General features: G+C 39.9%; 6 protein-coding genes and 1 pseudogene. All 7 read right to left on the reverse strand.

Features of this window, described 5'->3' with window-relative positions:
- Positions 1 to 9,080: YSIRK-type signal peptide-containing protein (locus HT720_RS09190; RefSeq protein WP_173275905.1), on the reverse strand; the 9,080-nt coding region annotated here is incomplete at its 3' end.
- A 463-nt stretch (positions 9,081 to 9,543) separates the two neighbouring features.
- Positions 9,544 to 9,975: pseudogene (locus tag HT720_RS09195) on the reverse strand (hypothetical protein); the annotation flags it as partial.
- A 5-nt stretch (positions 9,976 to 9,980) separates the two neighbouring features.
- On the reverse strand, positions 9,981 to 10,955 hold the full coding sequence (locus HT720_RS09200) for an Rpn family recombination-promoting nuclease/putative transposase (protein ID WP_055387790.1): 975 nt from the start codon (positions 10,953 to 10,955) through the stop codon (positions 9,981 to 9,983).
- 658 nt (positions 10,956 to 11,613) lie between these two features.
- Positions 11,614 to 12,498: a PucR family transcriptional regulator gene (locus HT720_RS09205; RefSeq protein WP_173212689.1), complete on the reverse strand. Its 885-nt coding sequence runs from the start codon at positions 12,496 to 12,498 to the stop codon at positions 11,614 to 11,616.
- A 3-nt stretch (positions 12,499 to 12,501) separates the two neighbouring features.
- Complete coding sequence (locus HT720_RS09210; protein ID WP_000567927.1) at positions 12,502 to 12,888, reverse strand: Mini-ribonuclease 3; 387 nt, start codon at positions 12,886 to 12,888, stop codon at positions 12,502 to 12,504.
- Positions 12,881 to 14,224: a cysteine--tRNA ligase gene (gene cysS, locus HT720_RS09215; protein WP_173212691.1), complete on the reverse strand. Its 1,344-nt coding sequence runs from the start codon at positions 14,222 to 14,224 to the stop codon at positions 12,881 to 12,883. Before cysS ends, HT720_RS09210 begins: the two co-directional genes overlap by 8 nt.
- Before the next feature lie 235 nt (positions 14,225 to 14,459).
- Complete coding sequence (gene cysE / locus HT720_RS09220) at positions 14,460 to 15,077, reverse strand: serine O-acetyltransferase (protein ID WP_173275911.1); 618 nt, start codon at positions 15,075 to 15,077, stop codon at positions 14,460 to 14,462.
- Positions 15,078 to 15,087: the final 10 nt, after the last annotated feature.

The raw sequence follows: 15,087 nt of genomic DNA on the forward strand, positions 1-15,087 counted from the left end.
TCCGTAGCGGTTGGAGTATAATCATCTCTCTGTTTTCTCACTTCAACATAAAGAGTCAACTCATTACTTTCTCTTCCTTGGCTATCAGTAGTTTTTAAAGTAACTGTGTAAATGCCAGGAGCTGTTGCTTTTCCTGGTGTTTCTGTTAAACCAGATACGATTTCTATTGTTGATGAGCCGTATGGTTTATTATTCGCATCTGTCGCATTATCTTCTGCATCTGTTACTGTCACTAAATCTTTTAGTAAATCCGCTGTTAATGTCGTACCTGACTCATAAACTTTTCGATTAGCTTCAGTAGTTCCTTCTGTTCCTCTATGTGCTAGAACAGGCGCTGTATTCGTAACATTAGCGACTTTCCAGTTTCCAGCAGCCGTTGGGTCTTGTCCTGCTTCTGGTTGATATTCTACACGCAAACCTAGTCCTTTGCCGTAGGTTGCTGTATTATCCCCGTTAGCAGCTTCTTCTCTAATGTGAAGTTTCTTACCGTTACTTTCTTCATTAAGAGGAATAGTAATAATACTTTCTGCTGGATTAGTAGCGCTTGGAGTAGCTGTAATTGTTCCGACATATCCAGAAGCATCTGTCACCGTTGTATTATCAGCACGAGTTGCATCTGTGTGCCAAGTACCATCTGCGCCACGTACAAGAGTGATACTATTTGGTTTATCTCCTGTTTCCACACTGTTATGGAATCGTAATTCAACTCGTTTGGCATCATGTGGCACTGTAATATCAATATGCTTGCTACCAGCAATTGCAGGTGATACAGAATAAGCACCCATTGCAACTTCTTTTTCATCACTTGTAGTAGAGATTGTCATACCTGCAACCTTATTCTCTACTGTAATACCTGATGGTTTGGCAGTTTCTCCATTTTTAGCAACTGATTGGCGAAGTTTTACAGTGTCTGGAAGTTTAGCTGTCCATTTATCTCCGGTGATTGTCACTTCTCCAGTACGTGCACTTGATAAGACTGTATTATTCTCATCATTCAAATGGACTTCGACTACTTTATTAGGGGCGTCAAATCCACCTAATGTACCGCTTAGTGTACGACTTGTTGAAGTCACTGTTGCAGTATCAAAGGTTGGTTTTTGAGGAGTGACTTGTTCACTGTTGCTATTATTAGAAACTAAAGAATAAGCAGTTGGGACTTGGCTTGTTCCAGTATCCGTTTTTTCTGTTTTTTGATAAGTTCCTGAAACAACCACATTAGCTGTTAATCGTTGACCTAAATCTACCGTTCTCTTGTAATCATTTACAGTAAACGTTGTACTTCCTGTTCCATCTGCTACAGTTTTTTCTGCGACTACATTACCATCTGCATCTTTCAACTGTACTTTTACAGTTGAGCCTGTTGTCAACTGTGCAGTTGTTGGAAGATTGCTCACTGTAATCTCAGGTTTAGTTCCTGCCTTACCTTGGAATTGATTTGCAGTTAGTCTTGGTGCTTGTGGTTTGACAGTTAGAGTGACTTTAATGTCTTGATGCGTGTATAGATAACTACCATCACCGCGTAATTTAGCAACTTCCGACGTGTAATAAACATTAACATTTTCTTCACGCATTCCTATTGTAGTTTGAACTTTAGAAACTGGATTTGCAGAACTACTATATCCATTCCCCCAAGCTATCGCAGTTCTAGGTGGATTAGGTAATTTAGGATCGCTTAATTTAACATAATCACTAGCACTTGTTTTCTCAAATGGACTACCAACTATTGTTTCTACAGAATCCTTTCCATCCTCATACTTCGGTTCATTTCCATAAGTCTTGAACGTAACTGTTTTCTCAACAGTTCCTGCTCCATTTGGATAAGCTACAACGATAGTTTTAGTCGTTGTACCTGCTGTTGTGCTTGGGCTAGCTGGATTTCCATCTTTAAATGTAATAGCTGTACCATCTGGTTTATTTCCGCCTTCAAATTCTACATAAAAGTCCGGTTTAACAGTTGTTGTTCTTCCACCAGTTCCCGTTACAGCAGACGTCAATGGTTGTCCAACTATTTCATGGTATTCTGTCACTTCTTTGCCGTCTACCTTACGAAGTGTCACAGTTGGATATACCGTCACCGGAACATCTACTTCTGTCGAAGTATAACCATTCGCACTAACCATCACAGTTTTAGTCGTATTCCCCACTGCCGCTGTTGTTGGTTTGTTGCCATCTTTCCATGTTGCAGTTAAAGTAACCCCTTTAGGCATTTCCACAAAGTTACTTGGAGTGTCTACATTGTCGATTGTTCCGTCTTTAATCGCATAAATCGGCTTAGCTTTCACAGCAGCTATAGAGATTATTTTCTCAGCTTTATTCCCATTCTTATCTAGGACTCTTACTGTAACATCATGTTTAGCGGCTGAACTTAGTGTTCCTTTTATTGATTTTGTTGCTGAATCATAAGTTAGACCAGTTGCTCCTGTTGGTAAAGTAACCTTGATATTTGAATCGTCTACACCTACACCATCGTCTGATAACCCAAGAGAAAAATCAAATGTTTTTCCAACACCTACAAGCGTATTGTTTAAACCGATAGTTGGCTTATCTTGTTCGCCATTATTAGCATCCGCTTGATTACGATTACTTAAAACATCTTGTGCTGAATCAGTTGAACTCACACTTGTTCTATCTTTAACGATATAATCTTTCAGTGTAATTGCACCTGTATCACCATTTATAGTAACGCCAACTTTATCACCTTTTGTAATCGTCCATTTATTGTTAGCTCCCTTACTAGCAACAATCCTTGTAGCTGTATGCGTAGTTTTTGCGACATTTCCATTATCTTCTAATCGATTTGTGTCCGCTGGAGTGTACATCACTTCCACTTTATTGACATTGGTTTCATTCGCTGGAGTTACTGTAACATCACCGTTAGTTGCTGGAGTTACCGTTGGAGCTGTTGGCTTAACCTTAACCGTCACATCAATTGTCTTAGAAGATCTTACTTGAGTTGCGGCTGGTTGTGCATCATTACCTGATTGAGATACTGGTAACGTTACTCTTACTTTATAAGTTCTTACTCCCGGTGTATTTGTATCTGGAGTGCCTACCCATTCGTAAGTTGTTCCAGATGGTAAATCTTCCGAACCATCAACTTTTTTGACTGCAGCCTCAGCTTGATTAACAGTTAGAGCCGCTCCTTTATCCACTGTAACTCCATTACTATCAGTAATATCAAACACTTTATGAACAACTTGCTCTGTATATTCTAGATTACCTGTTGTTGGACTATTTGTAAAACGACCATAGTTATACTTACCACCAAATTCATAATTCGTCGTTCCAACTGAATCATTTGCAAGAGCTGCTGTGAATCCATCTCCAGGTTTTGTTGCTTTATCACTTCCTTTATAAATCCAAGTCATTCCATCAGGAATAGTTCCTCCATTATGATAATATACAGATGAATCTCCACTACGTGCTGTATCTGGATTTTTAAAATCATAAAGCGTACGAGCAATTGGGAATGTATTTAAAACTTTATAAGTTAAAGTAACTTTTTGAGTTCTATTTTCTCCGAAATTAACAGTCGCTTCTACCGTTTTTGTCTCTTCTTTTCCATTTCTTATACTGTTAGTTTCGAGAGCTGCTGTGACAGTTGCACCTTGTGGTAAATCTTGAAGCGTATTACCCTCTCGAACTTGAATAAATGTCTTCAAGTCACCTGTAGAAATACTTTCCCCACGTACAACATTAATTGTTTGACGCGCAACTAAGTTATATCCAACTCTAAAGAATCCAAGACTTGCACCATCACTGTTATCCTCGTGACTCTTATTACCAGAAGCATCTGTTGTTTTTGCATATACTTCATAGGTTGCTGAATTAACTTCTTTTTTCAAGTTATTAATAACATCCGTTTTTTCAACACCATTTTCGACAATCTGTACTTTAGTGTCATCTTTCTTAACCCACATATTTAATTTATTACGAACAGTATTACTTGAAGGATTTGTTACGTCATCCTTATCGTAGTTATCTGTCACTTTGGCTAAGCCAGCAAAAGAAGTATTATCTGCTAGGCGGCTTGCTTGAGCACTTGTAGTCGCTAAAGTATTTGAAGTCGAACGTTCAACTTGAGGAGCTGTTGGATCAACAGGTACAAAGTAAACATTAATCACATTTGTATTTTCAGCATTTGTAGTTCCACGATCTGCTAGTAATTCATTATTTGTATATTTCGGCATTAGATATAATTGTTTTCTTACAATTAACGAATTACCGTTTTTTCCTTTAACAACATTACTTAAAGTGATTGATGCTGCACCATTTGCTGCAGGTATAGTTTCACTTCCTAGAGTAGTCCCTACAATGTTACTATTATTTATGTCTCTACGATTATTCTCAACAAGCTTATTCGCAGTATTATCTACTTGCTCTCCTCCAGCATAATTTGATGGGTTTACTATATCCATAATATTGACAGGTTTATTGTTGTAATAAAAGTAACCTGTTCTACTATCACGTCTATAATTTTGCTGATTTCGTTCACCATTAACCTTATCACTGCCATTTACTGGATTTAGTGAAGCTTGCCCAGCAGTTTTATTCGCCTTAGGTATCGCAGTGAGTTTTTTCAATATTTCTCCTGTATTAATAATCCCCTCTCTCGAACCTGCTGTTGCATCAAATTTATAAATTAAACTCTTATGATCACTACTCCATTCAAATCCAGGATCTGTAGCTCGGTTAGGCAGTTTTGAATTGTCAGAAATTGAAACATCATAATCGTCACGAATATGTGCAAATCTTGTAACCACACCTGTCTTAGGATCAATTTGCAGTTCTGCGACTTTATTATCTCTTACAACCGCTGTGATTAAACCTGTTGCTGAAATATTAATATCATTAACACTCTTACCTTGTAATACACCATTTTTATTTGCTTCCAAGATTGCATGTTTAATCGCATTTTTTTCAGCTTCTGATAGTACACCGTTTCTATTCAAATCTTGTACTTGTACGATTTTTTTACCTTCAGCTAGATTATTAAGCGCAACTCTTCCAGTTACCCTAGCGCTATTACTACTATTCGAATTTACTGTATAAGAATTTGAATTTGAATTTCCTACTACTTTTACAACTGCATGAACTTGTTGCCCTTCTGTCAAGTTTGAAGAAAAATCTCCAGCAGAAAAAGTTGTCGAACCATTTCTCTCTGATACAGTCTTACTAGCAACTTTCGTATTTCCTTGATAAAGTTCAACCGTTACAGTTGCTCCGCTTTGTAATTGAATAGTTGTTGGAAGATTACTAACCGTTATTTCTGGTTTTCTTCCTGCTGTACCATAAAATTCTGTATTCGTTAATGTTGGAGTATTTGGACGAACGTTAAATTCAATCGTCCTTTCCAAGTAACCTCTTCTTGCTACTGGGCTAGTATCACCTGTTAGATCATTTGGGTTCGTTGGTAATTCTTTAGCCCTAGGATCATCAGGGAAATACGCTCTAGCCTTAACCGAGTGTTTACCAATCTTATCAAAAGAAACTGTTTCACTAAGATTTTTACCGTTTAAATAACGGAATTTCATGCCACTAGGGAAATAACTATCATTATGAACATTTTCTCCATCTGTTGTTCTTAAATAATTATTTGGATCTACACTATTTTCACCCAAACCTAAGACATCCGCACGAGTAGTAGCATTAACTTCTGTACCTCTATTTTCAAATTCTAAATCGACTACTTTCACCTTGAATTTAAGAGTAGCTTTATTCCCTTTATCTACACTTCCTGTCCCATCGTCTGAAACTTTTAATGTCACAACATGCTCACCAAGAGAAGCATCCGCAGCAACCTTTCCACTAATATTAACAGTTGCTTCATGCCCTTCTGTCGCTCCTGTTTTTTTAACAACAGGACCATTTTGCAGACTTACACCACTTGGCAATCCTGAACCTACTGTTAAATTAACATTCCCTTTTTCTCCATTATCAGAAACTTTAAGTGGAACATTAAAAGTAGCCCCTCTAAAAATAGTTACCTCTGGAATGCTAGTCTGATTTTCAGTCAAAACAGTTTCTGCATTATTAGACGGTTGAACAAACTTCACTTTCGGTGGTAATAAATCCTTCGGTTTTACTGTAATAGTTAATTCTTTCGGTGTTGAACTTTCAGTAGTCCAGTTTTGTCGTGGACTATTGTCTCTAGCTTTTATTGTAACTGTAAAACCTGTTGACGGATAATCATATTCTCCATTAGTTTTTTTATTTAATCTTAATGTAAGTAATGCTGTAGCGTCTGAATCTTTACCGAAAGCTGAGAATATTGTTGAACCTCCATTATAGCTTCCACCGCTAATACTATAATCAACAGTTTTGTTATCTCCCCTTACACTAAACTCTCCAAAACCTTTTCCACCTTGATTATCTTCAATTTTAACATTTAACTTGATTTCACCATTTACTTGATCTGCTAATAGAGTCAACTCTCCATTTGTGTTTCCTTGTTTCCATGTAGTTCCATCTTTAACACTAATTGTTGGTGGAGTTCTATCTTCATTTTTTGCTGTAGCTTCAACTTCAACACTCAACGCTTCTCCGTTTGCTCGCGCTTGCGCTTGTGCTTTTACTTTTGTATTGTCAGCAACACTAGTTGCTGGAATAGTTACTAGCCCACTCTTTGAATTGATAGTAATAGAAGAATCGGAAGAAGAATCTTTAGAGACACTCCATATAGAAGTTCCTTCATTCTTGTTAACAGTTATTGTTTTATTCGTATTTCTTTCATCAGTATAACTAATCCTCAAATAATTAGCGGAACCATTTGGAGTTACCGTTACAGAACCATCTTCTAAAGCATTAACTGTTGGTTTTTCAGTTTGTTTTAAAATATCACGTGTTGTTTCATCACTTGAGTCACTATTTCCAAAGTAAGATTTCGCCTTCACTGGCGTTCCAACTTTGACAGCATCTTTCTTGACAGTGAACGAATTTCCGGAAACTTCAATTCCATTATCATTACTTGACCAAGTTCCATCTTTGTGATTACGCGTTAAAGTTGCTGTCTTCTTGCTTTGATCAGAACCGATGTAAGAAATTTCCACCTTATCTGCTTTTTCGGTATTCGGTGTTACGGTAACTGTACCTACATTATTATCTGAAATTGTCGGAGCATTCGGCTTTTCTTGTAAACCTCTCGCCATGAAGTACATAAAAGCTTCATTATGCTCAAGCGATCTCATACCCGTTCCATAATAGATTGGGGCATACGGTGTGTCTGTATGGGTTATATAAGAAAGTTGTACTTTCCCTGTGTTTAAAGTGAAATAATACAATAAATCTGTTTTCTGTTTTAATCCACCTATAATTCTCTCTGATTTTTTGTAAAATTCGTCGGAAACTCCTGTTCCGCTCTGCCATTGTTTAAATCTAGTTATAGTTGGTCCTAAGTAATAATATCCATCAGAACTCCTAGTATCTGTAGGAAGAGAGTCTGTCCTCTGACTCGCACCAACTCTTGCAATAAAATTAGTATTTGTCACATCATCAATACTACCAAAGTTACGATCAAATCCCCCGTCTTTCCCACTAGCAGGACCATAAGTTGCATCTCCTGATGCTATAGCATCTTTTGTTTTTCCACCCCATTCTTGATTAAAAGAACCTTTTCCAGCAACAAATGACTTAGTATGTCCCCCATTTGTTCTAGTAGCTGCCAGAGTCTCTGTAATAGTATGCCCTTTCGGTAAAGTAAACCAATAAAAAGCATTTTGATGATCTTTTTGTTTACTATTAAAAACAAAATCCCATTTAAAATTACCATTACCTAAGTTTGTAACAGTAACCTTAGCTTCATCCACTGCATCACTTACTGGCACTAAATTACCTTCCATAGGTTTGTCACTAGTCCTTCTGTTCATTGCATACAAATACGTCTCAGCAGGCAAGTTTGAACCATCACCATTTTGAACAATATACGCTCTTTTTGTATTAAGACCAGTCGTATTAGCTCTAAAATCACTACCTTCCGCCATTCTAGTTCCGTTTAGAACAGCACGTTTACCTGATTTTTCACGAGTAACAGCAAGCGCTAATTTTCTTTCTGCTTGTTTTCCTTTTTTGAGGAGTTCTTCAATTTCAGCTGGTGTTAACTGAGGTTGTAATACACTAGCTTCAATTGATTTAACAATTTCTTCTACTCCTTCTAAAAGTTTCTTAGTCTCAGGACGTGTGATTTCATTCGCCTGTGTCAGATAGGCAGACAAATCTCTTGAAATCGTTTTCAATTTTTCTTTGTTCTGATTATCACTAACTTCTGACTTTGAAAGTTTAGTTGATGGAGTCCTAACTTCTCCATTAGTTGATGCTACAGGATTCTTCTCTAGGACTTTTGTAACAGCTTCCTTTGGAGTTAGTACAGCCCCCTCTGGAGCAGCCAGCCTAGTGTTTGTCAGACCTGCTTTTTCTAAGACTGGAGGAGTGGAAACTTGAGGTGACAAAGCTTCCTTGACCCGACGAGTCAGGTCTTCCATGAGTCTCACTTGCTCATCAACCTGTGCTTGCGTCGCTTTTGGATTCTCTAAGACCGCCTTAGCCTTTGCGAGACCTTCTTCGACTTCTATGTGGAGAGCCTTCATGGAGTCTAGGGTCAGATTTGCCAACAAAGCTTCTAGGGTGCTTTGTGTCGATTTGGCTGCACTTGTGTCAGCTACTGGCGCTGATACTTCCTGATCTTTTTCCTTCGCCACCTGAGGAGCTTCTTCTTTATCGTCTATCTTAGTCTCGGGCTGAGGACTTTTAACTTCAGCTTCTGATTCTTCTTGACTTCCTTCTTCAGCTTTAGCTTCTGGAGTGCTAGATTCTCCTGCTGATTTGAGATCAACTGGCTGTTCAACTACTGCCGTTTTCTCCGGATTCTCCTCATCTGAATCCTGTGGATCCCCATCTGAATTTCCAGAAGGTCCAGCAACTACATCACTAGCTGTTACCGGAGACACTGCAGGGGCCTGCGCTTGCACCCCATTCGCAAAGAACATCAGAGCCGCCACTGCAACACTAGCAGCCCCAAAATGATATTTCCTTATTGAGTAACGGTAAATTTTTTCACCATTATCATCACGATATGATTTTCTCATTATCTTACCTCTCGTTTTCCCTTTCTGGAGGTACCAAAAAATACCCCCCCCTTAAATATTTTAGGTATTTAAAGAAAGGATATGTTTCTTTTTATTCCCACACTTGTCAAAAGACAAATTCCGAGATAGTATTATTATATCCTATTTTCGCAAATTTGAACAGCAAAACGCGAAGTTTTTAGCAGTCTCGTGGAGACGTTAAAAAAGTAACAAAAAAGCCGATATAACAGTATTTTCTTGCGATTATATATATATATGCACACCCTTATCTATCAACCTTATTATGGATAATATTTTAAATTTAATATAAATAAAAAACAGACCTTATCTATAGAAAGATAAAATCTGACATTTTTTCTATATAAAATCAACAGAAGCATTCTGCTGAAAATCGTGAAATATGATGTAAGTTTCCTAGCACTCTGATAATATTTTGAGGGAAAAGCTAGATACATCCCCTAACTTACAAAAGCGCCTCAAACTCAGCGATAGTCATACCCAGTTGCTGACTGGCAACCTCAGGTACCAGAAGACCTTGACGAACGAGATTTAGTAGCATGAACAAACTTCCTTCAACTTTCCCACGTTCAAGTCCTTGTTCAACTCCCTCAGCTCGTCCACGCTCTAAACCCTCTGCGCGACCACGTTCCAACCCCTGTTCAATGCCTTCCGCCCTAGCTGTTTCCAAGGCATAGTCCTGTGCTAATAAGGCTTGTTCTTCGCGCATACGTAGTTGACTAAACATTTCCCTGTCCTCCTCGGACCAGCTCTTGTAGTCCAGCAGTTGGTCTGCTTGGCTGATGGCTCGCTCGGGGTGCTGGGTAAAGGGTTTGTTCCCGAAAAACTCCAACCACGGTTTACGAACCTCGTCCTTGCTGGTTTCTCTGTATTTTTTAGGTTTTATTTATGATGCTCTTTCAATAGTTCTTCAAACTCAGCCACGGTCATGCCTGATTGCTCACTCGCAACCTCAGGTGTTAGAAGACCTTGACGAACCATATCCAGAAAGGCAAAAAGTTTTCCTTCTTCCCTTCCTTCAACTTTCCCGCGCTCCAATCCCTGTTCAACTCCCTCAGCTCGTCCACGCTCTAAACCCTCTGCACGACCACGTTCCAACCCTTTTTCCTCAGCTTGTTCCAAGGCATAGTCATGCGCTAACAAGGCTTGTTCTTCGCGTCTGCGTTGTTCACTAAACATTCTCCTGTCCTCCTCGGACCAGCTCTTGTAGTCCAGCAGTTGGTCTGCCTGGCTGATGGCTCGCTCAGGTTGCTGGGTAAAGGGTTTATTCCCGAAAAACTCCAACCACGGCTTGCGAACCTCGTCTTTGCTGGTTTCTCTATATTTTTTTAATTCCAAGAACGCCATCTTAACCAGATGGTTTTCTTGTCCGTTATTTGTGATAGTTAAAACCTCACCTGTCGTATCTTCTCGCATACTAAAGCTGTGAAAAGCCAAATCGTCCGAGAAGTAGTTGCTATCTACAATTGCGATTGCGTAAACTGGTGCAATGTATTTGTAGCTCTGGTGTGTATCACCTTCTCGTTGACGGATTTTTTCAAGGTTTTGATTAACCTGACTGCACAGGTAAGCCCACAGGCGATTGATGAAAAAATTCTGATGATGAACCTGAATCTCAATGATAACCTGTGTCCCATTGTCCAACTCCGCCAAGACGTCTATACTGGTATAGAAATCCTGCGCTGAATAGGACATGGAAGGCAAGACGTGAATATTGCTTCCCTCCAAAATAGTTACATTTTTTGCTGGCAAGTCCAGCATATCGCGAATAAATTGACAAGTAATCTCTGGATTACTAAAAATCTTCTTAGCAACCAAGTCATTGGTTGGGCTAATGCCCGGATGTCTTAGAATCATCCTTTTCCTCCTTCTATTATAGCACATTTTTTAATCTAGGTTTGCTAGATTCACTGCTACTATCTATTTATTCGGAAAAGAAAGGAGAAAGTTAAAAATTTTTAGACTTCACAGGTTGAAATTTACATAAAAAAGCAGCTGATTCTTTTTTTGATTCTACCATATTTCTAGCGATTACTACTATAAATAGGATACATTCCAGTTTCTAGTAGAAAAGGACTCTGAAAAGCAAATAAAACCCAGTATTAGGAAGAGTTAAATCTTATCTGAAAATGACTAGCTCTCAAGCTATAGTTTTGTGTCTAGATATAAGTATCACTAAGAAAAACTCCATAAGTAAACATACCGAAATTGGATGTTCCTACTATTCGAAAACCTCTTCAAACTACGTCAACTTTGCCTTACCTACAGCTTCAAAAGGACGTTTTGAGTCATCTGCTGGTAGATTTATTCATTGATTTTCAATCTTCTAATACTAAACAAAAATCAAACAACTATAGTAAAATAACATAAAATTTGCATAAATAGATTAGGAAAATCAAAGCAACTTCTAAGAATGCTTTAGCAGTCACAGTGTACTTTCCCAGCCTCAATCCACTATAACTCTGCACATAAAAATGGAGAAGATGGCACTCCTCTTCTCCAAATATTAACTTCTTTACAAACCAACTATAGTTGACAAAGAACCTAAAATCAACTGATAACACAGGGTCAAGTCGGTCAATTCCTTCAATTGAAGCCCTGTCAATTCTTCCCATTTATCAATCTTGTATTGGAGAGAATTGCGGTGCAGATAGAGTTGCTGGGCTGTTTTTGTTAGGACAGCACTATTTTCCCAAAGGGAGAGAATGATTTCCTGAATCTGATCCTGGTCCAAAATCATCTGGTGCAGGCATTCCTTGATTGCCTTCAAGTCCACGAGTCTTTCTCCCATACTCCAAAGATAGAGCTGAGAAAAAGTATGAACGCCTTGGTGACCCTGACGCCACCAAGTCTTAAACAAATCCCGCTCCGCTTTGATTAAGTCTGATAGGGCTTGATGGCTTGTTTGAGACCAAACCTGACCCAACATGATAGAGAGACGCAGTCCAAAGTCATACTCAACCGCTTCAATCGTATCACTTAAAATAGCTCGTACAGATGTGTATTTGTCTTGTTGCAGCACGAAAACATAGTCCTGAGCTCCGACCTGAATCACCGTCTGACAATTGGGAAAAAGAGTCCGCATCATATCTAGCCAAGAAGCTAGATTTTCCTGCTGAAAATAGGAAAGATGGCAATAAACCAACTGAATCTTTTTAAAAGTTTTCGGTGCCTGTCCCTTCCCCTCAATCAGATAAGAATACCAAGGATTGAGCGAACGAGCCTGCTCCTGCTGGGTCAAAAGAGCAACCAACTGCTTTTCACGCTCACTGAGCCCAGCTTCCTCCAGCAAAATCCACTGTTGAGAAGCTAAAGGAAGAGTGAGATAACCCTCTTTCTCTACTGGTTGGTCTGAAATCTGAGCTTCAGGAAACCAGTCTTGTAGTTCTTTTGCCATCATGTCCTAGCCCTCCACTTTTTGGATGCACCACGAAATCAAGCTCTCAAGACGTTCCAGATTTTCAGTCATATGGAGATAGCCCATCACGGCTTCAAAACCTGTGGACATACGGTAAGTCACCACATCGGCATTTTTGGCCTTGGTGTGGCTATTGGTATTACGACCACGTTTGTAGATTTCTTCTTCTTTTTCCGTCAGGACTTGCTCCTCTAACATAAGGGAAATCAGGCGAGCCTGAGCTTTGGCTGAGACATACTTGGTCGCTTCTTGATGGAGTTTATTGGGTTTGGTCATACCTTTTAGAATGAGGTGACGACGTATATACATAGAATACACCGCATCCCCCTCAAAAGCTAACGCAATCCCGTTAATGAGATTGACATCAATCACGTGTCCACCTCACTCCATCTTTGGTGTCAAGGAGCTTAATCCCTTGAGCAGCCAATTGATCACGGATCTGGTCCGCTATTGCAAAGTCACGATTGGCACGCGCTTCTTGGCGTTTTTGAATCAAGGCTTCAATCTCTGCATCCAAAACTTCCTCAACAAAGACAATTCCAAAAACTTCCAACATATCCGCAAGAGCTTGCTTGACACTTGCATCATAGTTGCCGGAATTGATCCACTTGGCCATTTCAAAGACGACTGTGATGCCATTGGCAGAGTTGAAATCCTCATCCATTGCTGCTACAAACTTATCTTTAAAGGCCTGTAACTCTTGAGCATCTACAGTTCCAGTAAACGGTTTCTCGTAAGTATTTTTAAGATACTTGAGATTGGTCTCAGCATCACGCACTGCTTTTTCCGTAAAGTTGATAGGCTTGCGGTAATGCTGAGTCGCAAAGAAGAAACGAAGCACTTGCCCATTAAGAGTTTTAAGGGCATCGTGTACGGTGATAAAGTTCCCCAAAGACTTGGACATCTTGACATTGTCAATATTGACAAAGCCATTGTGCATCCAGTAGTTGGCAAAGGTCTTGCCTGTTTTTGCTTCTGACTGAGCAATTTCATTGGTATGATGCGGAAACTCCAGATCGGCTCCGCCACCGTGGATATCAATGGTATCGCCCAAAATCTCTGTTGACATGACCGAACACTCAATATGCCAGCCTGGGCGACCAGGTCCCCAAGGACTGTCCCAAGAAATCTCGCCTGATTTGGCAGCTTTCCAGAGGGCAAAGTCTACAGGATTTTCCTTACGAGCCGTTTCTTCATCGGTACGACCTGAAGCCCCCAGCTCCAAATCTTCTAAGGTTTTATTGGCCAACTTGGCATAATTGTGGGATTTTTCCACACGGAAATAAACATCCCCTTGACTCTCGTAGGCAAAACCTTTTTCAATCAAGTCTTCCACAAAGCGGATAATGTCAGCCATAAACTCCACCACACGCGGATGGCGAGTTGCAGGCTTCACGCCTAAGGCCGTCACATCCTCACGAAAGGCAGCGATATACTTGTCCGCAACCTCCTGAGGTGTGATACCCTCTTCCTTGGCACGGTTGATAATCTTATCATCCACGTCCGTAAAATTGGAAATATAGGCAACCTCGTACCCACGGTACTCAAAATAACGACGAATAGTATCAAAAGCCACCGTTGAACGGGCATTCCCCACGTGGATATAGTTGTACACGGTTGGCCCGCAAACATATATCTTTACTTTGCCGTCCTCAATCGGGACAAATTCTCGCAAATCACGAGACATGGTGTCGTAGATTTTAATCATAAAATAATAGTCAGGAAAGCCAAAATCCGAGAACAGTTAGTTTCATCACTAAGAGTTCAAGTAAATTTCAGTCCGAATCTCTCTACACTTCGGAATCCCTTGCTCCTTTCTAAAAAGTAAAAGAAGAATCAAATAAATGCAAGAAAAGGGCTGACAGTCGCCCTTTTGCTTTACGACCTACTCAGTCGAATATCGTCTTTTAAAAAATGTTAATAGATAAAAGAATCATCATAAATTATAGTCCAGACGATCTGTGACTTACATCTTTAGCCTGCTCGAGTTTATTGACGTAGTACTCTCGTTTTTCTTCGACTTCGTGAATGACCGGCTCATCCTTTTTACCATGAAGGCGGACAATCTTAGCCGGAATACCGACAACCGTCACATCGCTAGGTACATCAGCCACAACAACTGCTGCTGCACCGACCTTGGCATTTTCACCAATTTCCACTGGTCCGATAACTTGGGCATGAGCGGATAACAGAGCTCCCTTTCGAACGGTCGGATGGCGTTTGCCAACATCCTTACCAGTTCCACCAAGAGTCACCCCGTGATAAAGAAGAACGCCTTTTTCAACGATCGCTGTTTCCCCAATCACCAAGCCTGAACCATGGTCGATAAAGACACCTGAATCAATCTGGGCACCTGGATGAATCTCAATCTGAGTCCAAAAGCGCCAAAACTGACTGTGCATACGAGCCAAGAGTTTGAAGCCATGCTTCCAGAGAAAATGCGAAAGACGATGGGCCGCCAAGGCTTTGACACCTGGATAAGTCAGCAAAACCTCCAAAGTGGTGCGGGCCGCTGGATCATTTTCTTTTACGATATCAATGGTTTCGCGCCACCATCCCATACATTTCTCC

The sequence above is a fragment of the Streptococcus sp. 68 genome (assembly GCF_013277415.1).
GTDB lineage: Bacteria > Bacillota > Bacilli > Lactobacillales > Streptococcaceae > Streptococcus.

Coding starts and splice junctions, on each gene's coding strand:
- HT720_RS09200 (WP_055387790.1), bottom strand. CDS start 10,955: ATGATTCTAAGACATCCGGGCATTAGCCCAACCAATGACTTGGTTGCT.
- HT720_RS09205 (WP_173212689.1), bottom strand. CDS start 12,498: ATGATGGCAAAAGAACTACAAGACTGGTTTCCTGAAGCTCAGATTTCA.
- cysS (WP_173212691.1), bottom strand. CDS start 14,224: ATGATTAAAATCTACGACACCATGTCTCGTGATTTGCGAGAATTTGTC.
- cysE (WP_173275911.1), bottom strand. CDS start 15,077: ATGGGATGGTGGCGCGAAACCATTGATATCGTAAAAGAAAATGATCCA.